Source organism: Bradyrhizobium pachyrhizi, assembly GCF_029714545.1.
In the GTDB taxonomy this organism is placed as follows: Bacteria; Pseudomonadota; Alphaproteobacteria; order Rhizobiales; family Xanthobacteraceae; genus Bradyrhizobium; species Bradyrhizobium pachyrhizi.
In genome coordinates, this window is record NZ_CP121667.1 from 5,851,946 (window position 1) to 5,874,466 (window position 22,521).

The following is a 22,521-nucleotide window of genomic DNA, read 5'->3' on the forward strand; positions in this document are numbered from 1 at the left end:
GGAAAGCCCATGCACTACACCCCTGCCCGTCCCGATCCCAAGGCACCCGCCGTCCGTATCAACCTGCTCTCGGACACGCAGACCAGGCCGACGCCGGCGATGCGCGAGGCGATGGCGAAGGCGGAGGTCGGCGACGAACAGGTCGGGGACGATCCGACCACCAATGAGCTCTGCGCCCGCGTCGCCGATCTGCTCGGCAAGGAAGCCGCCGTGTTCATGCCGTCGGGCACGATGTGCAACGTCGCGGCGACGCTGGCCTATTGCCGCCCCGGCGACGAGATCCTGGCGCATGCGACCGCGCATATCATCGCGCGCGAGGGCGGCGCCCATGCCGCACTCGGCGGTTTCCAGATCACGCAGCTGCCGGGAGATGACGGCCAGTTCACGCCGGACACCTTCCAGGCCGCGCTGCATCCGCGCACCCGCTACCAGCCGCCGCAAGTGCTCGTCAGCGTCGAGCAGACCGCCAATATCGGCGGCGGCACGATCTGGAAAAAGGCCGCGCTCGACGAGGTCGTGCGCATCGCCAAGGCCCACGGCCTTGTCACCCACATGGACGGCGCGCGGCTGCTCAATGCGACCGTCGCCTCCGGCATCTCGCCGCGCGACATGACGGCGGGCTGGGATTCCGCCTGGATCGATTTCTCCAAGGGCCTCGGGGCGCCGATCGGCGGCGTGATCGTCGGCACCCGGGCGTTCATCGACGATGTCTGGCGCTGGAAGCAGCGGCTCGGCGGCTCGATGCGGCAGTCCGGCGTCTGCGCCGCCGCCTGCATCCATGCGCTCGATCACCATGTCGACCGCCTCGCCGACGACCATGCCAATGCGCGGGCGCTGGCGCGCGGCCTGTCGCAGATCAACGGCATCGCGGTGCAGGCGCCGGAGACCAACCTCGTCTTCTTCAAGCCCGACGGCGCCGGCGTCTCAGGCGACAAGATGGTCGCCGAGTTGCGCAAGCGCGGCGTGACGCTGGCGATGATGGACGGCCGGATCAGGGCCTGCACGCATCTCGATGTGTCAGCGGCGATGATCGAGGAAGCAGTCGGACACGTCAGGGACATCGTGCGCGCGGCGTAGCAACCTCGGCAATCGTAGCCCGGATGCAGCGTAGCGAAATCCGGGACAGCACGATCCGACAGCAGGACCGCCCCGGATTGCGCTTCGCTCCATCCGGGCTACGAAACGACAAGATAAGCGTCTACCGTCCCATCGCCTGGTAGATCAGCGTCTTCAGCTCCTGCTGGATCCGGCCGCGCTGCGACGGCGTCTGCACCATGAAGATCCCGAACAGGTCATCCGCGGGATCGATGAAGAAGAAGGTGCCGCCGACGCCGTCCCAGCGATACTCGCCCAGCGGCCAGTCTGTGTTCGCCGGCACCGAAGTGCGGACCGCGAAGCCGAGGCCGAAGCCGGAGTTCGGACCGGGATAGTAGTTCTGGTCGCGCACGACGCCGGTCTCCGGACCGATATGGTCCCTCGCCATCAGCGCGATGGTCTCCGGCTTCAGATAGCGCCTGCCCTCATAGCTGCCGCCGTTCAGCAGCATCTGCGAGAAGCGCGCATAGTCGCCGATGGTGCCGACCATGCCGCCGCCGCCGGATTCCCATCGCAGCGGCTTGCGCGGATTGCGGACATCGGCGACCGGACTGATGGTGCGATCCTTCGGCATCGGCTCGGCGATCAGCGGCCATTTCGCCCGGTCGGCGACATAAAACGCAGTCTCGTTCATCCCGAGCGGGCCGAGCAGCCGCTCCTTCTCGACCTGAAACAGCGATTTCCCCGTGATCACCTCGATGATGCGGCCGAGCACGTCGGTGGAATGGCCGTAGTCCCATTGCGTGCCGGGTTGTTCGGCGAGCGGCAGCGACGTGAGCCGCGCCACGAATTCGGCATTGTCGGGATCGTTGTTGAACAGGCCGGCATCGGCGTAGGTCTTGTTCACGATACCACCGCCGTAATAGCCGTAAGGCAGGCCGGCAGTGTGGCGCATCAGGTCTTCGATGGTGATGGGGCGCCTCGGCGGCTCCAGCGTCATCGCCATCTTGCCCTCATCGCCGCGCTTTTCCACCCCGACCTTCATTTCGGCAAAGGCCGGGATATATTTCGACACGGGATCGCCGAGCGCGAGCTTGCCTTCCTCGACCAGCATCATCGCGATGACCGTGGTGATCGGCTTCGACATCGAATAGAGGCGGAAGATGGTATCGGCGCTCATCGAGAATTCGGTGGCGACGTCGCGAACCCCGAACTTCTCGTAGTAGACCGGCTTGCCATGTTGCTGCAGCAGCAGGATCGCGCCCGGGATCTTTCCAGTCGCGACCTCGTTCCTGACATAGTCGGAAACCTTGGCGAGGCCTTCCGCCGAGAAGCTGTGCGCGGCCGGCCGCGCGGAGCCGGCCTTCGCAACCGTTGCGACCAACGCGAACGCGAATGCCGCGACGAACGCGCGGCCCCCACGCATGCGAGCGCATGAGCCGATCCGCCTGAATCGGATCATGCCGTCATTCCCTTCTTTTCAACGCGTTTCTTCACGCAAACCGGTATCCACTTCGCTCGAAAGCGCTCTAGTTTTCCATGGCTTCATAAACGAGCTGCTTCAGCGTCCGCTGGATGCGCTGACGCTCGGTCGGCGTCTGCTCCAGCAGGACGAAGAAGAAATCCTGCTTGCGGTCGATGACATAATAGCAGCCGCTGGCGCCGTCCCATTTCAGCTCGCCGAGATCGCCGGGCGGCGGCGGCTTCGCAGTGCCGGGATCGGTACGCACCGCGATCCCAAGCCCGAAACCGAAGCCATCGCCGGGGAAGTAGAAAAAGTCGCGCTCGACGCCGGAGCCAGGCCCGACGCGGTCGGTCGTCAGCTCCTTGAACGTCTCAGGCTTCAGGATGGTCTTGCCGTCGAGGGTGCCGCCGTTAAGCAACATCTGCGCGAAGCGCGAATAATCCGCCATGGTCGAGACCATGCCGCCGCTGGCGGATTCCCATTTCTTGACCTTGGTCGGATCGTTGACCCGGCCGACCCGGAAGTCGCTGTCGTTCGGCATCGGCTCGGCCATCAGCTTCTGCTTCTCGGGATCGGTGATGAAGAAGCCGGTGTCCTTCATGCCGAGCGGGTCGAGCAGCCTTTCGTGCTCGATCGTCGAGAGCTTCTCGCCGGTGGCCACCTCCATCACGCGCGCCAGAATGTCGGTCGAATGGCCATATTGCCAGAGCGCGCCAGGCTGGTTGTGCAGCGGCAGCTTGGCGATCCGCTCGGCGAATTCAGCGAGATCGAAATCTCCGCCGTAGATATTGGCTTCCTTGTAGGCCTTGCGGACCAGGCTGTCGCCATAGAAGCCGTAAGTGATACCCGACGTATGCGTCATCAGATCGAGGATCGTGATCGGCCGCTTTGGCGGCACCAGCTCGAGCGTCTTGGTGCCGTCCTCGGCCTTCTTCTCGACCCCGACCTTCACGTTGGCAAAGGACGGGATGTACTTCGAGACGGGATCGTCGAGCTTGTATTTCCCCTCCTGCAGCAGCTGCATCGACACGACGGCGGTGATCGACTTGGACATCGAAGCCAGCCGGAAGATGGTCTTGTCCGTGATCGGCACCTTGCTGGCCACGTCCTGCACGCCGAAGGCCTCGTGATAGACCGGCTTGCCGTGCTGCTGGATCAGGACGATGGCGCCGGGAATCTTTCCGGTCGCGACCTCGTTCTTGAAGAATTCGCTGATCTTGGCGAGCTTGGCGGGATTGAAATGGGCTCCCGCCGGAATCTCATAGGTACCCTCGGTGTGCGAGAACGCCGGCGCCGCCAGCACCACCGCGGCGGCTGCGACCGCGCACGTCAGACGAAATGAATGCATTTGGATTATCCCTCCCCGGAAATCACGGGGAAGTGTAGCGGCGGTATCATCAGGCACAAGGGCTGCCAAAGGTGTCCAGGACCTTCTGATGAAGCTCGCCGCTTTGGGCGGAAAAGCAGCAAAAGATCACCTGCGTGAGGCCGGGTGCGGCGGCCAGGGCATCGACGACGGCCTTGACCGCGATGCCGGCGGCGCGGTCCGGCGGGAAGTGATAGACGCCGGTCGAGATGGCGGGAAATGCAATGGAGCCAAGCTGGTTGGCGTGGCACAGCTCGATGCCGCGGCGATAGCAGGATGCGAGCAGCGCATCCTCGCTTTGGGTGCCGCCGTGCCAGATCGGGCCGACGGCGTGGATCACGTGCTTTGCCGGGAGCCGATAGCCTTTGGTGATCTTGGCGTCGCCGGTCTTGCTGCCGTGCAGGGTGCGGCACTCGGCGAGCAGCTCGGGGCCAGCGGCACGATGGATCGCGCCGTCGACGCCGCCACCGCCCAGCAGCGATGAATTGGCCGCGTTGACGATGGCGTCAACGCGCAGGGTCGTGATGTCGGTAACGATGACTTCGAGCCGCGCCTTGCCGATCTGGCGCGCCGTCAAGGTCAGGCAGCCACGTCGACCGGGATGCCCTTGTCGGCAAACAGCTGCTGCAATTCGCCGGCCTGGAACATCTCGCGGATGATGTCGCAACCGCCGACGAACTCGCCCTTCACATAGAGCTGCGGAATCGTCGGCCAATTCGAATAGACCTTGATGCCGTCGCGCAGCTCGGCGGATTCGAGAACGTTGAGGCCTTTGTAGCCGACGCCGATGTGGTCGAGGATCTGCACGACCTGACCGGAAAACCCACACTGCGGGAATTGCGGCGTGCCCTTCATGAACAGGACGACGTCGTTCGACTTCACTTCGTTGTCGATGAATTGCTCGATGCTCATTTTCGCTTCCTTCGGGGGCGACGCTCTCAGGCCTTGACCGGCCGGCCCGCCCTTCTAACCCGTGACTGACTATATATGTAGCTCAAACCATTGTGCATCCAAAGCAAAATGGCGGAAATCTGGCATGCGCCGGGCGCTGCGGGCGCCCAAAATGGGCCGGGATTATCTGACGGCCCCAATATCATCGCGGGGGGAGGCTTTTTTCCCGTAACGGAGCCCCTATCTAGGACGAACTGTCCGTCAGGAACCAGTTTGCCGAAGCAACGTTCTCTCCCCTGAATTCGGAGACCCCTGTGACGAAACCAGCCTCTGCCGCGGCCGCCGTTCCCGCCGCCTCCCCGTCACTGTCCTCCGAATCCGGCCCGCTCGCCCAGCGGCTGGTGGAGGCCTATCGCGCCGTCCGTGACGAGACCGAGCGCCGGGCCGCACCGCTGTCGCCCGAAGACCAGCTGATCCAGTCGATGCCGGATGCGAGCCCCGCCAAGTGGCACCGCGCCCATACCACTTGGTTCTTCGAGCAGTTTCTGCTCGGCGAGCACGTCAAGGGCTACACGCCGTTCCATCCGGACTACGCTTATCTGTTCAATTCGTATTACGTCAGCGCCGGTCCGCGGCACGCCCGCCACCAGCGCGGCCATTTGACCCGCCCGACCGCCGACGAAGTCACCGCCTACCGCCGCCATGTCGACGCCGAGGTCGTGAAATTCTTCCAGACCGCCACGCTGGAAAAGCTCGAGGCGCTGGTGCCGCTGGTCGAGGTCGGCCTCAATCACGAGCAGCAGCATCAGGAGCTGATGTACACCGACATCCTGCATGCCTTCGCGCAGAACCCGATCCCGCCGGCCTACGATCCGGCGTGGCGCTTCCCGGCGTCGCAGCACGGGCCTGAGGAATGGGTGACGCTCAACGAAGGCATCCACACCGTCGGCCATGGCGACGACAGCTTCCATTTCGACAATGAAAAGCCCGCGCATCGGGCTTTGGTCGGCCCGGTCAAGCTCGCGAAGAACCTCGTCACCAATGCTGAGTGGCTCGCCTTCATGAAGGACGGCGGCTATTCCACCGCCACGCTGTGGCTGATGGATGGCTTTGGTACCGTGAGCAACGAGGGCTGGCAGGCACCCGGCCATTGGCGCGAGATCGACGGCGGATGGAGGATCATGACGTTGGGCGGCCTGCAGCCGATCGATCCGTCCGCGCCGGTTTGCCATGTCAGCTATTACGAGGCCGACGCCTTCGCCCGATGGGCCGGCAAGCACCTGCCGACCGAGATGGAATGGGAGGTCGCCGCGCGCGCCGGCCTGCTCAACGACGCCTACGGCATCGTCTGGCAATGGACCCGCAGCTCCTATTCGCCCTACCCGGGCTACCGCGCGATCGAAGGCGCGCTCGGTGAGTACAACGGCAAGTTCATGGTCAACCAGCTCGTGCTGCGCGGCTCGTCGCTGGCGACGCCTTCAGGTCACAGCCGCGTCACCTATCGCAACTTCTTCTTTCCACACCATCGCTGGCAATTCACGGGGTTACGCCTCGCAGACTATGCCTGATTGAGTCCTGTCGACATCAATAACGCGTCGGTAAGCGCGTTCGGGAGAGTATCATGAATGTGCATGCCGCCGCTTTGGCCAAAGCGTATCCGTTCGACGAAGCGACATCGGTGTTTGCCGGCGACGTGATTGGCGATCTCGCCCGTCACCCGAAGCGGCTGTCGCCGAAATATTTCTACGACGCCACCGGCTCCGAGCTGTTCGAGCAGATCACGGTGCTGCCGGAATATTATCCGACGCGCACCGAGCTTGGCATCCTGCGCGACCGCGGCGACGAGATCGCCGCAATCATCCCTGACGGCGCGGCACTGGTCGAGTTCGGCGCCGGCGCGACCACCAAGGTGCGCCTGCTGCTCGAGCATTGCGAATTCGCAGCCTATGTGCCGGTCGATATCTCAGGCGATTTCCTGAAAGCCCAGGCCGACGGGCTGCGGAAGGATTTCCCCGGCCTCGGCATCTACCCGGTCGCGGCCGATTTCACCACGCCGTTCACGTTGCCCGACGCCGTCGCCGCGATGCCGAAGGTCGGCTTCTTCCCCGGCTCGACGCTCGGCAATTTCGAGCCGAGCGAGGCCTTGGCCTTCCTGCGCAGCGCGCGGAAAATCCTCGGCCAAGGCGCGCAGATGATCATCGGCGTCGACCTCGAGAAGGACGAGCGCGTGCTGTACGACGCCTATAACGACGCAGCCGGCGTCACGGCGCGGTTCAACCTCAATGTGCTGGTTCGGATCAACCGCGAGCTCGGCGGCAATTTCGATCTGTCGGGATTCACGCACCGCTCGATCTACAACCGCGATCGCCATCGCATCGAGATGCACCTGATCAGCCGCAAGGCGCAGACCGTGCGCATCCTCGGCAATACCTTCGCGTTCCGGCCCGGCGAGAGCATCCACACCGAGAACAGCTACAAATACTCGCTCGAGCGTTTCACCGCGCTCGCCCGCAGCGCGGGCTGGACGGTGCGCGAGAGCTGGACCGACGCCAACACGATGTTCTCGGTGCACGCGCTGGTCGCGGACTAGCGCCCAAACCAAGAGACGGGGCACGATCATGGGCAGGCGTCCGCTGCAGGTCGCGACGGCGTTGCTCGCCCTGGTCCCGATCCTGACCGGCATCATCACCATGCTGGGCGTCAGCGATCCGCTCTACGCCTCCGCGGGCGTTCCAGCGCTGCCGGTGCTCGACAGCAATCTGCGCTTCTTCGGTGGGGTCTGGCTCGGTCTCGGCCTCGCGCTGCTCTGGCTGGTGCCGCGGATCGAAAGCGAGAGCGTGCTGTTTCGGGCGGTCTGGGGCGGCATCTTCCTCGGCGGCGTCGGCAGGCTGCTGTCGATGCTGATGGTCGGCTTGCCGCCGCTGCCCTTCGTGGGCTTCACCGCGCTCGAAGTGATCGGCGCACCGCTGTTTGTCTATTGGCAGCACCTGGTGGCAACGGCCGGCCGCAAGTAGCGGCGGCCGCTATTCCTCTTCCCCCGTCGAGCGCAGCGAGATCGACTCCCACGCCGCGACCACGATCATGATCGCGGTGGTGACGATCGAGAGCACCAGCGGCGACATCTCGCGGGCGAAATAGGCCGTGATCGCCAGCGCGATGATGCCGACGCCGTGCGAGAGCTGGAGGAAGTTGCGGATCACATATTTGAACAGGATGGTCCCGACCAGGAACAGCATGGGCCCGCCGACCGAGCTGACGATCGTGTTCAGATCGGAATGACCGGACGGGTGCTTCAGCACCAGTTCGTCGGCCACCGCGGTGAGGATGATGCCGCCGACGATCGGCATGTGCAGATAGGTATACGCGATCCGCGCCACGCGGCCGGATTCCTCTGACTTGGAGATCATGTCCGAGCCGGCCTCGGCGCCCTTGTGGAAATAGATCCACCACATCGCGATGCTGCCGACCAGCGCCGAGATGAACGCGGCGACGTTCTCCGGTGTCCAGGTCAGCTCGGCAAAGGTCGCGCCATCGACCACGATGGCCTCGCCGAGCGCAATGATGATGAAGCCGGCGCAGCGCTCGGCCATGTGGCCGCCCTCGACCGACCACGCCTCGATCGAGGAAAAGCCGAGTCCAGGGGTCCAGAACCGCGCGGCCGGCGCGATATATTCGATGGTCAGCGCCGCAATCCAGAGCCACATCCGCGTCTCGTGCTCGGCGAATCCGCCGAGAATCCACAGCACGGCCGAGCAGGACAGCCAGGTCAGGATGCGGATGGCGTTGTGGCGCACCGCCGTCCGGCGCCGCGGCGTCGCCAGCAGCCAGAACGCGGTACGGCCGACCTGCATTGCCGCATAGGTCCCGGCAAACCACAGCCCGCGGCCCTCGAAGGCGGTCGGTATCGAGGTCGACAGCAACAGCCCGCCCAGCATCAGCACAAACAGCAGCAGGCGGACCGGCGTCAGCTCGGGATTGAGCCAGTTAGTGACCCAGGTGGTGTAGACCCACACCCACCAGACCGCGAGGAACAGCAGCGTGACCTGCACCGCCCCAAGTGGGGTGAAGTGGTGCAGCAGCGTATGCGACAGCTGCGTGACGGCGAAGACGAAGACGAGGTCGAAGAACAGCTCGGCATTGGTGACGCGGCTGTGCTGGTTCGGCACGATGACGCGAAACATCGCACCGCGTGGATTGTCCACCATCGCTCGAGGCCCCCGCCCGCAGCTTTGCCGGGCCTAGCCTTCCGGCACGCCGGTCTGCAGGGCCAGCGCGTGCAGCACGCCGCCCATCTGGCCCTTCAGCGACTGGTAAACGATCTGGTGCTGCTGGACGCGGGACTTGCCGCGGAATGACTCGGAAATAACAGTGGCCGCGTAGTGGTCGCCGTCGCCGGCCAGATCGCGGATCGTCACCTCGGCATCGGGAATCGCTGCCTTGATCATCGATTCGATATCACGGGCGTCCATCGGCATCCCAGTCCACCTCCGTCAGGTCGTTCGAATCAGGGCCAGATCGGCCAAGTAAAGCCCAAGGATAAAGCCAAAGGATAAAACCCAAAGATATACCCAAGGAGAAAACCTAGCGCTTGGGGTCTTCTAGGTCATCCCGGGCTCACTATATTCCCATTCCCAGCGATTTAAACCTGCATCAATCGGTCACAAGCCATCACGCCGAAATGACCAGAAGAGGCGCAGAATCATGAAGCTCCCCGGCCCCGATCATCCCATTACGATCACGCCCAATGCCAGGCGCGTCCGCGTCACCGCCGACGGCGTCGTGATCGCCGAGACCACCCATGCGCTGACCTTGAAGGAAGCGAGCTATCCGGCCGTGCAATACGTCCCCCGGCAGGACGCCAACATGGAGCTGTTGACCCGCACCGAGCGGACCACGCATTGCCCGTACAAGGGGGACGCGAGCTACTTCAGCATCAAGGCCAACGGCAAGACGCTGGACAACGCGATCTGGACCTATGAGGAGCCCTTCCCGGCCATGACCGAGATCGCCGGCCACCTCGCCTTCTATCCGGACAAGGTGAAGATCGAGGAAGTCGCCTAGGGGCATCGTCGCCTGCCGCAAGCGCCGGGCCTCGCCCGGCCTTCCGTCGCGCGCTGGCCCAGCCTGCAGAACGGCAATGCCCGGGCGAGGCCCGGGCTTGACGTCGGGAGCGTTCGCGCCCGATCCCAGCTATACCCTGAAGACCGTGAGCCCGAGGATCAGGAGCACCAGGAAGATCACGACGAATACATAGAACAGAAAGCGGGCGATGTCGGCGGAGGCGGCGGAAATGCCGGTGAAGCCAAGCAAACCCGCGATGATCGATACGACAAGGAAGATCAGCGCCCATTTCAGAATTGTCATTGCCTGCTCCTCATAACCGCGCGTGTCCGCCAGGTCGGACGAGAACGCCGGCACCCGACCGCAGTTCCAAAACCGAAACAGCCTCGCCGAGATGACCGACCTCGATACTTCCCCATCCGGCCGATTGGGCCTTGCTGAATCGGGTTCCCGACTGCAACATCAGGGTGCAGACCCGGCTGGTGGCACCATGAAATCGATTGCTCACGCGGCTCCGGCCGTCGACATCCAGGCAGCACCGAAGCTCCACAAGCGCAATGTTGCCCTCGATCGCGCGCGCACCTTCCTGACCCTGGTCGTGCTGCTGCATCACGCGGTGATCCCCTACACCTATTTCGGGCACACCGACCCGACATCGTGGATCGGCTTCGACTGCGTCGTGCTCGCCACCGACAGCTTCTTCATGGCGATGTTCTTCTTCCTGTCGGGGCTGTTCGTCTGGCCGGGGCTCGGCCACAAGCCGTGGCTGATCTTCCTGCGCGACCGGCTCCTGCGGCTCGGCCTGCCATTCGTGATCTGCGCGGTCACGGTCATTCCGATCGCCTATTACGCGATCGCGCTGCGCGCGACGCCGGGACTGAGCTTCTCCGAATTCTGGTGGAAAACCATGACGGTCGGGCCGTGGCCAAGCGGCCCGATCTGGTTCGTCTATGTCCTGATGGCCTTCGACCTCACGGCGAGCTTGCTGTACCGGGTGTCGCCGCGTCTGCTCGATCCGATCAACCGTCTGTCGATCAAGGGATTTCAACGTCCCTCGAAGTTCTGGCTGTTCCTCGTCGTCGTCAGTGCCGCCGCCTACCTGCCGATGCTGGTCCATTACGGCCAGAACTACTGGTTCGAGTTCGGACCGTTTTCGGTGCAGGCGAGTCGCGTGCTGCTGTACGCGTCCTATTTCTTCATCGGCGCGGGAATCGGGGCGGCGAACCTCGAGGGCGGCGTGCTCAGCGCGCACGGACGGCTGACCGAGCGGCGCTGGTTCTGGACCGGCATCACGCTGATCCCCTACTGTTTGATGTGGGTGATGATCTACATCAAGCGCATGATCATCGGTAACCCCGATCCGCTGCCCGGCTGGTATCTCGCGATCTACGGCAGCTTCTATGTGCTGTTCAGCGCCTCGATCCTGTTCGCGATCCTGGCCTACTTCCTGCAATCGAAATCGTCGGGCCCGACGCTGCTCGACCGCATGCAGGGCGACGCCTACGGCATGTTCCTGGTGCACTATCCGATCGTGCTGTGGCTGCAATACTGGCTGTTCGATATGGATCTGCCGGCGATCGCCAAGGCCGCGATCGCGTTCTTCGCCACCGTGGCGTTGAGCTGGGCCGCGACAGCCGTGCTGCGCAAGATTCCCGGCTCGAGATACGTGCTTTAGTTCGACGAGGCCGTAGGATGGGTAGAGCGCAGCGAAACCCATCACCTTCGTGCCGTGCATCGAGATGGTGGGTTTCGCTGCGCTCTACTCCACCCTACGCTGCGATCTCGCCCCTCGCCGCCACGCTTTCCAGCCGCGGAGCGGCTGCGGCGCGATGGTCGCGGGCGATCAGGATGTAGAAGGTCGGCAGCACGAACAGCGTGAACAGCGTGCCGATCAGCATGCCCATCACCACGACGATGCCGATCGCGAAGCGGCTCGCCGCGCCGGCGCCGTCGGCATAGAGCAGCGGCGCGAGGCCCGCGACCATCGCGGCTGTCGTCATCAGCACCGGCCGCATCCGCACCGCGGCCGCCTTCTGGATCGCGGCGACCCGGTCGAGCCCTTCATGATGCTGGATCTCGTTGGCAAAGCTCACCATCAGGATGCCGTGCTTGGAGATCAACCCGATCAGGGTGACGAGGCCGATCTGGGTGTAGATGTTCAGCGTGGTGAAGCCGAAATACAGCGGCAGCAGCGCGCCGCAGACCGCGAGCGGCACCGTGACCATGATCACCAGCGGATCGCGGAAACTTTCGAACTGCGCCGCCAGCACCAGGAAGATCACGATCAGCGCCATGCCGAAGGTGACGATGAGGCGGTTGCCCTCCTGGACATATTGCCGGCTGTCCGACAGCCAGTCGACGGTCATCCCCGGCGACAGCTTTTGCGCCTGCATGAACGACACCGCCTGCCCCATGGTGACGCCGGGCTTCAGCACCGCCGAGATCGTCGCCGCGTTCATCTGATTGAACTGCGGCAGCCGGTTCGGCTCCGGCTTGACGTTGACCTTGATCACCGTCGACAGCGGAAACATCTGCCCCGAGCTCGAGCGGACGTTGAAGTTTCCCAGCCCTTCCGGCGTGACCCGGTCGGCCTGGCGCACCTGCGGGATCACCTCGTAGGAGCGTTCAAAGAAATTGAAGCGGTTGACATAGTTCTCGCCGACCAGCACCGCGAGGGTGTCGGCGATGGTCTGCATGCTGACCCCGGCCTCGGCCGCCTTGGCGTGATCGATGGTGATCCGCGCGGTCGGGCTGTCGAAGGCGAGGTCGCTGTCGACGAAGGCGAACAGCCCGCTCTTCCATGCGGCCCCCTTCAGCGTCTCGACCTCCTGATAGATGGTGGCGAAATCGCCGGCCGAACGCACCACCATCTGGAACGGCAGGCCGCCGGTCGCCGCCGGCAGCGCCGCCGGCTGGAACGGCGTCACGCTGGCGCCGAGCACGCCGTAGGACATGCCGTAGAGCTGGTTCTGGATGTCGTCGGCCGAGCGCTTGCGCTTGTCCCAATCGGTCAGGGTGATGCCGCCGAAGGCATGGTTCTGCCCGTCGGTACCGTTGATGAACCAACTCGCGTGGTATTCGGGAAACGAGCGAAACAGCTGCTCGATCTGGTCGGAGGAGCGCGTGGTGTAGTCGACGCTGGCATATTGCGGCGCGCGGAGCACGGTGAACACATAGCCCTGGTCCTCGGAGGGCGCGAGCTCGCGCTGGCTGCCGAGGAACAGCACCACGATCGCCGCCAGCACGCCGAATGCCACCAGCAGCACCGCAGCGCGCATCTTGAGCGTCGCGGCCAGCAGCCGGCCATAGCCGCGCGACAGCCTTGAGAACTGATGCTCGACAAAGCGGGCAAACCGGCCGTGCGAGGTGGCTTCGCCGAGCAGCTGCGCGCTCATCATCGGCGACAAGGTCAAAGCGATGACGCCCGAGACCACCACCGAGCCCGCCAGCGTGAAGGCGAATTCGCGGAACAGGCTGCCGGTCAGGCCACCCATCAGGCCGATCGGCGCATAGACCGCGGCGAGCGTGATCGTCATCGCGATCACGGGACCGATGATCTCGCGCGCGCCGATCAGGGCCGCGTCGCCGGGGCTCCGTCCTTCCTCGATGTGGCGATGGATGTTCTCCACCACCACGATGGCGTCGTCGACCACGAGCCCGATCGCCAGCACCATCGCGAGCAGGGTCAGCAGATTGATCGAGAAGCCGAGCGCCAGCATCATCGCGGCGGTGCCGACCAGCGACAGCGGCACGGTGACCACAGGGATCAGCACGGAGCGGAACGAGCCCAGGAACAGCAGGATCACCACCACCACGATCGCGATGGCCTCGGCCAGCGAATGCTGCACCTCCGATATCGAGGCCTTGACGAAGTGCACGATGTTGAAGACGTCGGCGACCCTCAAACCGGGCGGCGCCACACGGTTGAGGTCCTCGATCACCTTGGCAGTGGCGGCGACGATCTCCAGGGGATTGCCGTCGGGGGTCGGCTGCACCGCGATGTAGACGGTGGGCCTGCCGCTGTCGCGCGCGTTGGAATCGTAATTCTCGCCGCCGATCTCGAGGGTGGCGACGTCGCCGAGCCGCACCAGGCCCCCGCCACCGGCGCCGGTCTTGATCACCATCTTGCGGAAATCGTCGAGATTACGCAGATCGGTCGCCGCGGTGATGTTGGTGACGGTCATCTCGCCGCGCAGCCGCCCCGGCGCCGCCTGCACGTTGTTGGACCGCAGCGCGGCGGAGATATCGGCCGCGGTCAGCCCGCGTGCCGCGAGCTTGAACGGATCGATCCACACCCGCATCGCCAGCGACGATCCGCCCGAGGTGTCGGCCGACGCCACGCCGGGCACCGAGGTGAGCAGCGGCTGCGCCACGCGGGTCGCGAAGTCGGTGATCTGCGCCGGCGTCAGCGTGTCGCTGGTGAAGGCGATGTACTGCACCGCCGACGCGCCGTCGGTGATCTTGGTGATGACAGGGTCGAACACGCCGGCCGGCATCCGGTACTTGACCTGCTGCACCTTGGCGAGCACCTCGGTCATGGCGCGGTCGGCATTGGCGTTGAGCACCAGCTTGGCCTTGATCTGGCTGAGGCCGAGCGTCGAGTTCGACGTCATGTACTCGATGCCGTTGGCGGTCGCGATCGACTGCGCGATGACGGACGTGACGAAGCCCTGCATCACGTCCTGGGTCGCACCGGGGAACGAGACGTCGACCTGGATCGTCGCGCTCTCCATGTTGGGATATTGCCGCACCGGCAGCGAGACCATCGCTGCGGTGCCGATCAACAGGATCAGCAGGCTGACGACCGTCGCCAGGATCGGCCGGCGGATGAAGATGTCGGTGAAATGCATGATGCTTGCCTTTGGGCGCGCCGCTCGCGGGTCAGCGTCCCTTCTCCGGCGTCTCCGCCATGGTCGTCTGGACGGCCGCGCCGGGCATGACGCGGAGCTGGCCCGCGGTGACAATGTGATCGCCGGGCGCAAGCCCCTGCTCCACCACGACACGCTCGCCGATCCGTTGCCCGGTCTTCACCGCGACGCCGACCGCCTTGTTGTCGCGCACGACCAGCACGCTCTCGCCGGATGCGCTGGTCTGGATCGCGGTAACCGGCACCACGATGGCGTCCGCCTGCGGCGACAGCACGACGTTCACCATCACGAAGAGGCCCGGCCGCAGCAGCCGGTCGGGATTGGGAAACAGGGCTTGCACGAGGACATTGCGGGTGTCCTCGGCGACCTGCGGCTCGATGGCGTTGATCTTGGCCTCGAACACCCGATCGGGGAAAGCATCGGTACGGATCGTCACCGCGCCTCCCACCTTCAGATTTGACAGGCGCTGCTGCGGAACGGTGAAATTGGCATAGAGCTGGTCGAGCGCGGTCAGCGTCGCGAGCGCGTCGCCGGCATTGACGTATTGGCCGAGGTTGACCTTGCGCAGACCGATCTGGCCCGCGAACGGCGCGCGGATCGTCATCTGCGCGATCTGCGCATCGAGCTGGTCGAGCGAGGCGTCGGCCTGCTTCAGATCCTCCTGCCGCTGCTGCAGCGTCTCCTGGGTCACGAAGCCGGACGGCGCGAGGCCCTGCGAGCGCTTCTCCTGCAATTGCGCGAAGCGTCCCTTGGAGACCGCAACCGCACGCGCGGCGCGCAGCGGCGCGTCATAGAGCTGCACCAGCGGCGCGCCCTCGGCGACATCGGTGCCGGCATCGAAATTGATCGCGGTGACGCGGCCGGCAACCTCCGGCGCCAGAATCACCTGCCGCACCGCCTGCAGCGAGCCGATCGCCTCGATCGACCGCGGCAAGGTTTCGGTCCGCACCACCATCGCCGCGACCGGCGTCGGCGGGGCTTCGGCGGTAGGCTTGGCCGAGGCGCTGGATCCGCCTGCGCGCCAGGCAAACAAGCCGGCCACGGCACAGCCGAGCAACAGAACGGTGATGCCGAACGGCCTGGCACGAAGCCCGAGCCAGCGGCGCGAGGAAAATGATGCGGACGGCATATCGCTTCCAAGAACGAACCCCGGCGTGTCGGCCGGAAGCTTGCCCCTGCAAGCCCGCAACTGATATAGAACCTCAAGTATGGTTGAGGTCAAGGCTGGCAGCTTGCAAGTCTTCTAGTGCAGGACTTCCAATGCAGGACTTCTGATCCGGGATTGCTTGGTCAATGACGCTTGCGCAGGAGCTTTCAGTCGGCGAGGTGGCGCGGCGCAGCGGACTTGCCGTCTCCACCCTTCACTTCTACGAGAGCAAGGGACTGATCGCGAGCCACCGCACCGGCGGCAACCAGCGCCGCTACATGCGCGGCGTGCTGCGGCGGATCGCGGTGATCAGGATCGCGCAGCGCGCGGGGATCCCGCTGGAAGAGATCAGGCAGACCTTCGCCGCGATACCGCTCGATCGCGCGCCGACCGTGCGCGAATGGGAGCGCGCGATGCGCGCCTGGACCGAGACGCTGGAGCAGCGCATCAACGATCTCACCGACCTCCGCGACAAGCTGTTCAACTGCATCGGTTGCGGCTGCCTGTCGGTGACCGATTGCCCGCTGCGCAATTGCGACGACAAGCTCGGCGCCCAGGGGCCCGGCCCGCGCATCCTGATCACCGCAGCCGAACGCCGGGCACGGCGCAAGCGGCGGGGCTGACGGCATTTTCGCGGCCGACAAGTTGCGCACAACCTGCCTTTGGTCACATCCCGCCAAGTGATTCTCAGGTATGATGGCCGGACTGCCTGACCTCAAGGAGAGTCCTGAGATGAACGACCCTCAAGTTGGATGGATCGCCGCCATCATCGTCGGCGGACTGGCGGGCTGGCTCGCCGAGATGTTCATGAAGTCCGGAACCGGCATCTTCATGAATATCATCCTCGGCATCGTCGGCGCCGCGCTGGCGAACTGGCTGTTGGGTCTGCTCGGCGTATCGCTCGGCGGAGGCTGGCTCAGCTATCTCGTCGCCGGCTTCATCGGCGCCTGCATCATCATCTTTGCCTGGCGCGCGGTCCGCGGCGCGACCTGAAGCGATCATGCTTGGACAAAAAGCAATAGCGCGATGACGGGATCATCGCGCTATTGAGATCGTTGCTTTGCAGCGCCTGGTCCAGCCGGATCAGGCGGCGGTGCTGTGCATGTAGTTCGGCAGCCAGTACTCGAAGGCGCGCGACAGGCTTTCGACCGCAACCGGCTGCTCGCCAGCCACCGCAATCGCGTCGCCGCCGGTGGTGCCGATGCGCGCGCAGGGCACACCGGCGCCCTTCATCTTGGCCAGCACGAGGCCTGCGTCGGCGGCCGGCACGGTGACGATGTAGCGGGCCTGATCCTCGCCGTACCAGTAGGCGTGCGGCACGATCGAGGACGGTGCGGCCAGGAGCTGCGCGCCGATGCCACTTGCGATCGCCATTTCGGCGAGCGCGATCAAAAGACCGCCGTCGGAGACGTCGTGCACCGCGGTCGCGGTGCCGGCATGGATCATGCCGCGCACCACGTCGCCATTGCGCTTCTCGGCGGCGAGATCGACCAGCGGCGGTGCGCCCTCCTCGCGGCCGCAGACGTCGCGCAGATAGACCGACTGGCCGAGCCAGCCCTGCGTGTCGCCAACCAAGAGGATCGCCTCGCCGGCCGCCTTGAACGCCAGGGTCGCGGACCTGGTGAAGTCGTCGAGCAGACCGACACCGCCGATCGAGGGCGTCGGCAGGATGCCGCGGCCGTTGGTCTCGTTGTAGAGCGAGACGTTGCCGGACACGACCGGGAAATCCAGCGTGCGGCAGGCCTCCGAAATGCCCTTCAGGCAGCCGACGAACTGGCCCATGATTTCAGGCCGTTCAGGATTGCCGAAGTTGAGATTGTCGGTGATCGCGAGCGGCCGGCCGCCGACCGCAGTGATGTTGCGCCAGGCTTCCGCGACCGCCTGCTTGCCGCCCTCGAACGGATCGGCCTCGCAATAGCGCGGCGTGACGTCGACGGTGAGCGCAAGGCCCTTCGGTCCGTCCTCGACGCGAACCACCGCGGCATCGCCGCCGGGGCGCTGCATGGTATTGCCGAGGATGACGTGGTCGTACTGCTCCCACACCCAGCGCTTCGAGCACAGCTCGGGCGTGCCGATCAGCTTTTCCAGCGCCTCCGCGATGCCGAGCGGCGGCTTGACGTCCTGGCCGCGGATCACCGGCAGCGCATTCGAGGCGACGTGCGGACGGTCGTAGACCGGTGCCTCGTCGCCGAGCTCCTTGATCGGCAGATCGGCCATCACGTCGCCGGCATGCTTGACGACGAAGCGCTTGGTCGGCGTGGTGTAGCCGACGATGGCGAAATCGAGCCCCCATTTGCGGAAGATCGCCTCGGCCTCTTGCTCCTTCTCGGGCTTCAGCACCATGAGCATGCGCTCCTGACTCTCCGAGAGCATCATCTCGTAGGCGCTCATGCCGGTCTCGCGGGTCGGCACCGCGCTGAGGTCGAGCTCGACGCCGAGATCGCCCTTGGCGCCCATCTCGACCGCAGAGCAGGTCAGGCCCGCCGCGCCCATGTCCTGGATCGCGATCACGCAACCCTTTTCCATGATCTCGAGGCAGGCCTCCAGCAGCAGCTTCTCGGCGAAGGGATCGCCGACCTGCACGGTCGGGCGCTTCTCCTCGGAGGCGTCGTCGAATTCAGCCGAGGCCATCGAGGCGCCGTGGATGCCGTCGCGGCCGGTCTTGGAGCCGAGATAGACGATCGGCATGTTCACGCCGGAGGCCGCCGCGTAGAAGATCTTGTCGGCGTCGGCGAGGCCGACCGCCATGGCATTGACCAGGATGTTGCCGTCGTAGCGGGTGTGGAAACGAACCTGGCCGCCGACCGTCGGCACGCCGAAGGAATTGCCGTAGCCGCCGACGCCCGCGACCACGCCGGACACCAGATGCCGGGTCTTGGGGTGCTCGGGCGCACCGAAGCTCAGCGCGTTCAGGCAGGCGATCGGGCGCGCGCCCATGGTGAAGACATCGCGCAGGATGCCGCCGACGCCGGTGGTCGCGCCCTGGTAGGGCTCGATGTAGCTCGGGTGGTTGTGACTCTCCATCTTGAAGACCACGGCCTGCCCGTCGCCGATGTCGATCACGCCGGCATTCTCGCCGGGACCCTGGATCACCCAGGGGGCCTTGGTCGGCAGCCCGCGCAGATGGATGCGCGACGACTTGTACGAGCAATGCTCGTTCCACATCGCCGAGAAGATGCCGAGTTCGGTGAAGGTCGGAACCCGCCCGATCAGCTTCAGGATGCGCTCGTACTCGTCCGGCTTCAGCCCGTGGGCGGCGACGAGTTCGGGGGTGATTTGGGGCTCGTTCTTGGGGTCGTTCTTGGGCGCGTTCATGGGACCCTTAATAGGTAGATAGAACGGGGGCGAAAAGGCCTTTTAGGGCCCATTTCCGGCCTGTCCAGAGCTTTGCGGCAGCTGGCCGCGCCCCGGGATTTGGTCCCGGGATTTGCACAACGGGGATGGATCGGATTTAAGGACCCGAACCCGATAATTGAAGGCCATATTTCGTGAACGAGCTCGCCAAAACCGCATTCAACCGCCGCCCCGACCTGCACGTCGAAACCGAGGGCGAATTCGCCGGCTGGCGAACCTGGACCCGGGACAATTTCGAGACCCATACCGGCCCGTTCTACCACCGCATGGACGAGAACGGCCGCATCAGCTGCGCGTTCCGGGTCGGCAAGAAGCACCTCAACGGCTCCGGCAACGTCCATGGCGGCTGCTTCATGACCTTCGCGGATTACTGCCTGTTCGCGCTCGCCGGCTCGGTGCTACAGGGCCCCGGCGTCACGGTGTCGTTCGCCTCGGAATTCCTCGACGCCGCCCGCGAGGGCGACCTGATCGAGTGCACCGGCGAGGTCACCCGCGCCGGCATGTCGCTGATCTTCGTGCGGGGCATGCTGACATCGGCGGAGCGGCCGCTGTTCACCTTCTCCGGCACCATCAAGCGGGTGAAGCGCAGGACGCCGGCGCAGGCAACGGCGTGAAGCGTGTGGCGGCTGTGGACGCACGCCGTCATCCAGCCGTTACATCGGCACGGATTGAATCGACAGCACGGCACTAGCGCGTTGTGTCCACGCATGTTCTTCGCGTGAAGCGAGACAAGCTTCCCTTGTGACGGCCGACGCGCTGTCGTTGCGTCGTCGCGCGCGCGTCACATGCCCGTCAGCCGAGCCCCCGAAGATTGCTCGACGTTTCCGTTTGTGCATTCGCGCAGCGATGTTGGGGCATTCTCATGAAATTGAAGACTTTCGTTTCCGTCACATCGGCGATGTCGCTTGTCGCGTCGCTGGCATGGACTGCAACTCCGGCACGCGCCGGTCAGGACGGCGACAATGGCGATCGCGGCTTCGGCGATTCTCGCGGTCACGATGCCGATCAGGATCAGGACCATGACGGTGGTCATCATGGCCGCAAGCCGCGCGTGGTGATGATCTCGCTCGACGGTGCCAAGCCCGATTTCATCCAGAAGTTCATCGAGGAAGGCGTGCTGCCGCGCGACGGCGGCCTCGCCCGGCTCAGCCGGCGCGGTGCAGTGGCGTTGCAGAACGTGACGGCGTCACCGTCGCTCACCGCAGTGTCGCATATCGCGATCGCGACCGGTTCGACGGCGGTCCACAACGACATTCCCTCGAACACGTTCGAGCCGATCGTCGGGCCGATCTCCGGCAGCATCAGCGGCTTTGCGGCGCCGATCGGCGGCTACAGCGAGAATCCGCTCGGGCCATCGCCGCACCCGACGGCGGTGCCGTTGTGGGTGCAGCTGCGCCAGCAGGGCAAGAAGGTCGTCACGGCGACCTGGCCCGGCGGCGACGGCGCCGACATCTCCATCAACAAGACCGTGGTGCAGCCGGCCCAGCCGACCCGCATCACCGACTTCACGGTCCCGTTCGGCGCGTTCGGCGGCATCGGGGCCCAGGGCTTCTCGCTGTCGCGAGGCGACTTCACGGTCGACCCGAGCATCGTGACGGCGCTGCAGGCTGCCGGCCATTTCTCGTTCAGCCCGGTGCTGGTGACCTCCGCACCGATCGAGACGTTCTCCTGCTCGGCCGCGGCAACCGCGACCTGCACCAACGCCTCGACGCTCGACGTCAAGTATTCGATCCGCGTGGCCGCGATCGACACCACCAACGATCGCAAGGTGAACTACGACACGCTGGTGTTCTTCGATGCCAACCGCGGCATCACCGCAGGCCCGTTCCACGCGCCGTCGACCGGACCGGCCTATGTCAAGTTCGGCGGCGAGAACGCACCGTTCTTCTTTGAAGGCAGCGGGGCGAAGGTTGGTGCCGCGTACTTCGTCTCTGCGCTGTCTCCCGATCTCTCGGTGGTGCGCTTCGCCCGCTACGGCGCCAACTACATCCCGCGCAACACGCCTGTTCTCGCCGACGTCGACGACATCAACAACAACATCGGGTTCTGGCGTCCGCAGGCCGACTTCCGCATTCCGGAGCGGCTGAGCCCGGGCTTCACCAATTTCCCCGACGTCGAGATCGAGACCATGTTCGAGGACATGGTGAAGACCTTCGTGCGCTACCAGGCCAATATCGGCGAGCGCGCGATCAAGACCCATCCGGACGCCGACCTCGTCATGGTCTATATCGAGCAGCCCGACGGCTCCGAACACCAGTTCCTGCTGACCGATCCCCGCCAGGGCACCAACCCGACCGACCCGAATTCGATCGGCGCCAACCAGGATGCCGCCAAGGTCAAGCGCTACGCGTCCTACATCCGTTTCGCCTACCAGACGGCCGACAAGGCGGTGAAGCAGATCGCCGATGCGGCGGGCCGCGACAGCAACGTGATCGTGGTGTCGGACCACGGCTTCGCGCCGTTCCACACCTCGGTCAATCTCACCAACATCCTGCGCAACGCCGGTATCGACACCAGCAAGGTCGGGATCCGCACCTCCGGTCCCGCCGCCGACATCTACGTCAACCTGCAGAACCGCGAGCTCGGCGGCACCGTTGATCTGGCGACCTACCGCACACTGGTGGCGCAGATCACCGACGCGGTGAAGAACGCGGTCGACCCCAATGCCCGCTTCAACTACTCACTCAAGGACCAGCGCATCTTCACCGTCGTCGAGACCCGGCCGCTGCAATGCGACGCCGGAACCGGACAGTGCATCAGCAAGACCATCGGCCAGGACTATGGCGACGTGTTCGCGCTGATGGCGCCCGGCTACAATTTCGACGGCATCCAGAACCCCGGCGTCGCGCGCCAGGGCGACGCGCCGTTCAACGCGGCAACCACCATGCTGTCGATGCCGAACTTCTATGGCGCCCACGGTCACGACCCGGAGCTTTCCGTGATGAGCGCGACGTTCATCGCCGCGGGGCCGCAGATCCGCAAGGACACCGTGGTGCGGCACATGCGCAATATCGACGTGGCGCCGACCATCATGCGGATCCTCGGCTCGGCACCGCAGCAGGTCGACGGCGAGGTGCTGGGCCAGGTGCTGCGCTAGGATTCCGGGCAAATTCCGCGCGACGGACGCACACCGGCGTCCGTCGCTTTCTCCATGCTTGCACATATCCGGCGCGGGATTGCGCGCCTGATCCGTCGCCCCTAGCCTTTCGCCCCACCACCAAGCTACATTCGCTCCATCGCGCGCCAATGCGCGAAGGGAGCCAATCAAGGTGCCGCAGAGCACAGCCAGAGAATCATCCGGAAAAGTTCGAAGCGGTTTCCTCTCGCGACAAAC

The 22,521-nt window shown here is 65.0% G+C and carries 20 protein-coding genes; 10 read left to right on the plus strand and 10 right to left on the minus strand.

Annotated elements, in window-relative coordinates; all coding sequences use genetic code 11:
• Nucleotides 1-9 precede the first annotated feature (9 nt).
• Entirely contained in the window at nucleotides 10-1,077 is a 1,068-nt protein-coding gene (locus QA639_RS27810; RefSeq protein WP_283087742.1) for a threonine aldolase family protein, read from the plus strand.
• 121 nt (nucleotides 1,078-1,198) lie between these two features.
• Here QA639_RS27810 and QA639_RS27815 read toward each other — a convergent pair whose 3' ends face one another.
• The 4 genes from QA639_RS27815 to grxD form a co-directional block, all read right to left on the minus strand.
• A complete protein-coding gene (locus QA639_RS27815; RefSeq protein ID WP_283090633.1) occupies nucleotides 1,199-2,461 on the minus strand; it encodes a serine hydrolase domain-containing protein in 1,263 nt (420 codons plus the stop codon).
• A gap of 103 nt (nucleotides 2,462-2,564) precedes the next feature.
• Entirely contained in the window at nucleotides 2,565-3,848 is a 1,284-nt protein-coding gene (locus QA639_RS27820) for a serine hydrolase domain-containing protein (RefSeq protein ID WP_283087743.1), read from the minus strand.
• A 49-nt stretch (nucleotides 3,849-3,897) separates the two neighbouring features.
• On the minus strand, nucleotides 3,898-4,449 hold the full coding sequence (locus tag QA639_RS27825; protein ID WP_028336766.1) for an O-acetyl-ADP-ribose deacetylase: 552 nt from the start codon (nucleotides 4,447-4,449) through the stop codon (nucleotides 3,898-3,900).
• Nucleotides 4,446-4,778 carry a Grx4 family monothiol glutaredoxin gene (gene grxD / locus QA639_RS27830; RefSeq protein WP_028336765.1) on the minus strand — a complete coding sequence of 111 codons (333 nt, stop codon included), beginning with the start codon at nucleotides 4,776-4,778 and terminating at the stop codon, nucleotides 4,446-4,448. The genes QA639_RS27825 and grxD overlap by 4 nt, the downstream gene beginning before the upstream one ends.
• 293 nt (nucleotides 4,779-5,071) lie before the next feature.
• On the opposite strand from grxD, the gene egtB reads away from it, so the two are divergent.
• Genes egtB through QA639_RS27845 form a run of 3 tightly spaced genes read left to right on the plus strand, consistent with a single transcriptional unit; the run spans nucleotide 5,072 to nucleotide 7,771 of the window.
• Complete coding sequence (gene egtB, locus QA639_RS27835; RefSeq protein ID WP_283087744.1) at nucleotides 5,072-6,325, plus strand: ergothioneine biosynthesis protein EgtB; 1,254 nt, start codon at nucleotides 5,072-5,074, stop codon at nucleotides 6,323-6,325.
• Between the two features lie 53 nt (nucleotides 6,326-6,378).
• Nucleotides 6,379-7,347 (plus strand): L-histidine N(alpha)-methyltransferase, encoded by a 969-nt coding sequence (egtD, locus tag QA639_RS27840; RefSeq protein ID WP_283087745.1) that lies wholly within the window; start codon nucleotides 6,379-6,381, stop codon nucleotides 7,345-7,347.
• A gap of 28 nt (nucleotides 7,348-7,375) precedes the next feature.
• Entirely contained in the window at nucleotides 7,376-7,771 is a 396-nt protein-coding gene (locus QA639_RS27845; protein ID WP_157343249.1) for a DUF4345 domain-containing protein, read from the plus strand.
• A gap of 9 nt (nucleotides 7,772-7,780) precedes the next feature.
• On the opposite strand, the gene QA639_RS27850 is transcribed toward QA639_RS27845, so the two are convergent.
• Both QA639_RS27850 and QA639_RS27855 read right to left on the minus strand, forming a co-directional pair.
• Nucleotides 7,781-8,962, minus strand: coding sequence for a low temperature requirement protein A (locus QA639_RS27850; RefSeq protein ID WP_038377820.1), 1,182 nt, complete (start codon nucleotides 8,960-8,962; stop codon nucleotides 7,781-7,783).
• A 33-nt stretch (nucleotides 8,963-8,995) separates the two neighbouring features.
• Nucleotides 8,996-9,232, minus strand: a complete 237-nt coding sequence (locus QA639_RS27855) for a BolA family protein (RefSeq protein ID WP_016843470.1) — start codon at nucleotides 9,230-9,232, stop codon at nucleotides 8,996-8,998.
• 226 nt (nucleotides 9,233-9,458) lie between these two features.
• Between QA639_RS27855 and QA639_RS27860 the strand changes: the two genes are divergently transcribed.
• On the plus strand, nucleotides 9,459-9,818 hold the full coding sequence (locus QA639_RS27860; protein WP_028336760.1) for a DUF427 domain-containing protein: 360 nt from the start codon (nucleotides 9,459-9,461) through the stop codon (nucleotides 9,816-9,818).
• Nucleotides 9,819-9,947: 129 nt separating this feature from the next.
• On the opposite strand, the gene QA639_RS27865 is transcribed toward QA639_RS27860, so the two are convergent.
• Nucleotides 9,948-10,121, minus strand: coding sequence for a DUF1328 domain-containing protein (locus QA639_RS27865; RefSeq protein WP_028336759.1), 174 nt, complete (start codon nucleotides 10,119-10,121; stop codon nucleotides 9,948-9,950).
• Nucleotides 10,122-10,308: 187 nt separating this feature from the next.
• Here QA639_RS27865 and QA639_RS27870 point away from each other — a divergent pair, with 187 nt between their 5' ends.
• Nucleotides 10,309-11,493 carry an acyltransferase family protein gene (locus tag QA639_RS27870; RefSeq protein WP_157343246.1) on the plus strand — a complete coding sequence of 395 codons (1,185 nt, stop codon included), beginning with the start codon at nucleotides 10,309-10,311 and terminating at the stop codon, nucleotides 11,491-11,493.
• Between the two features lie 94 nt (nucleotides 11,494-11,587).
• Here the strand turns inward: QA639_RS27870 and QA639_RS27875 are convergent, their stop codons facing one another.
• Both QA639_RS27875 and QA639_RS27880 read right to left on the minus strand, forming a co-directional pair.
• Complete coding sequence (locus QA639_RS27875; RefSeq protein ID WP_157343244.1) at nucleotides 11,588-14,668, minus strand: efflux RND transporter permease subunit; 3,081 nt, start codon at nucleotides 14,666-14,668, stop codon at nucleotides 11,588-11,590.
• A gap of 31 nt (nucleotides 14,669-14,699) precedes the next feature.
• A complete protein-coding gene (locus tag QA639_RS27880) occupies nucleotides 14,700-15,815 on the minus strand; it encodes an efflux RND transporter periplasmic adaptor subunit (RefSeq protein WP_157343242.1) in 1,116 nt (371 codons plus the stop codon).
• A gap of 164 nt (nucleotides 15,816-15,979) precedes the next feature.
• On the opposite strand from QA639_RS27880, the gene soxR reads away from it, so the two are divergent.
• Nucleotides 15,980-16,456 carry a redox-sensitive transcriptional activator SoxR gene (gene soxR / locus QA639_RS27885; RefSeq protein WP_157343241.1) on the plus strand — a complete coding sequence of 159 codons (477 nt, stop codon included), beginning with the start codon at nucleotides 15,980-15,982 and terminating at the stop codon, nucleotides 16,454-16,456.
• Nucleotides 16,457-16,565: 109 nt separating this feature from the next.
• A complete protein-coding gene (locus QA639_RS27890; RefSeq protein WP_016843463.1) occupies nucleotides 16,566-16,826 on the plus strand; it encodes a GlsB/YeaQ/YmgE family stress response membrane protein in 261 nt (86 codons plus the stop codon).
• 90 nt (nucleotides 16,827-16,916) lie between these two features.
• Here QA639_RS27890 and purL read toward each other — a convergent pair whose 3' ends face one another.
• On the minus strand, nucleotides 16,917-19,148 hold the full coding sequence (gene purL / locus QA639_RS27895) for a phosphoribosylformylglycinamidine synthase subunit PurL (RefSeq protein WP_157343239.1): 2,232 nt from the start codon (nucleotides 19,146-19,148) through the stop codon (nucleotides 16,917-16,919).
• A 173-nt stretch (nucleotides 19,149-19,321) separates the two neighbouring features.
• Between purL and QA639_RS27900 the strand changes: the two genes are divergently transcribed.
• A complete protein-coding gene (locus tag QA639_RS27900) occupies nucleotides 19,322-19,801 on the plus strand; it encodes a PaaI family thioesterase (protein ID WP_050387673.1) in 480 nt (159 codons plus the stop codon).
• A 248-nt stretch (nucleotides 19,802-20,049) separates the two neighbouring features.
• Nucleotides 20,050-22,284, plus strand: a complete 2,235-nt coding sequence (locus QA639_RS27905; protein WP_157343238.1) for an alkaline phosphatase family protein — start codon at nucleotides 20,050-20,052, stop codon at nucleotides 22,282-22,284.
• Nucleotides 22,285-22,521: the final 237 nt, after the last annotated feature.

What these genes read in the sequence shown, in the direction of transcription:
- QA639_RS27860 (WP_028336760.1), top strand. Translation starts at nt 9,459, where the DNA reads ATGAAGCTCCCCGGCCCCGATCATCCCATTACGATCACGCCCAATGCC.
- QA639_RS27875 (WP_157343244.1), bottom strand. Translation starts at nt 14,668, where the DNA reads ATGCATTTCACCGACATCTTCATCCGCCGGCCGATCCTGGCGACGGTC.
- QA639_RS27880 (WP_157343242.1), bottom strand. Translation starts at nt 15,815, where the DNA reads ATGCCGTCCGCATCATTTTCCTCGCGCCGCTGGCTCGGGCTTCGTGCC.
- grxD (WP_028336765.1), bottom strand. Translation starts at nt 4,778, where the DNA reads ATGAGCATCGAGCAATTCATCGACAACGAAGTGAAGTCGAACGACGTC.
- QA639_RS27845 (WP_157343249.1), top strand. Translation starts at nt 7,376, where the DNA reads ATGGGCAGGCGTCCGCTGCAGGTCGCGACGGCGTTGCTCGCCCTGGTC.
- QA639_RS27810 (WP_283087742.1), top strand. Translation starts at nt 10, where the DNA reads ATGCACTACACCCCTGCCCGTCCCGATCCCAAGGCACCCGCCGTCCGT.
- QA639_RS27890 (WP_016843463.1), top strand. Translation starts at nt 16,566, where the DNA reads ATGAACGACCCTCAAGTTGGATGGATCGCCGCCATCATCGTCGGCGGA.
- QA639_RS27815 (WP_283090633.1), bottom strand. Translation starts at nt 2,461, where the DNA reads ATGCGTGGGGGCCGCGCGTTCGTCGCGGCATTCGCGTTCGCGTTGGTC.
- QA639_RS27905 (WP_157343238.1), top strand. Translation starts at nt 20,050, where the DNA reads ATGAAATTGAAGACTTTCGTTTCCGTCACATCGGCGATGTCGCTTGTC.
- QA639_RS27850 (WP_038377820.1), bottom strand. Translation starts at nt 8,962, where the DNA reads ATGGTGGACAATCCACGCGGTGCGATGTTTCGCGTCATCGTGCCGAAC.
- soxR (WP_157343241.1), top strand. Translation starts at nt 15,980, where the DNA reads ATGACGCTTGCGCAGGAGCTTTCAGTCGGCGAGGTGGCGCGGCGCAGC.
- QA639_RS27855 (WP_016843470.1), bottom strand. Translation starts at nt 9,232, where the DNA reads ATGCCGATGGACGCCCGTGATATCGAATCGATGATCAAGGCAGCGATT.
- QA639_RS27820 (WP_283087743.1), bottom strand. Translation starts at nt 3,848, where the DNA reads ATGCATTCATTTCGTCTGACGTGCGCGGTCGCAGCCGCCGCGGTGGTG.
- QA639_RS27870 (WP_157343246.1), top strand. Translation starts at nt 10,309, where the DNA reads ATGAAATCGATTGCTCACGCGGCTCCGGCCGTCGACATCCAGGCAGCA.
- purL (WP_157343239.1), bottom strand. Translation starts at nt 19,148, where the DNA reads ATGAACGCGCCCAAGAACGACCCCAAGAACGAGCCCCAAATCACCCCC.
- QA639_RS27865 (WP_028336759.1), bottom strand. Translation starts at nt 10,121, where the DNA reads ATGACAATTCTGAAATGGGCGCTGATCTTCCTTGTCGTATCGATCATC.
- egtD (WP_283087745.1), top strand. Translation starts at nt 6,379, where the DNA reads ATGAATGTGCATGCCGCCGCTTTGGCCAAAGCGTATCCGTTCGACGAA.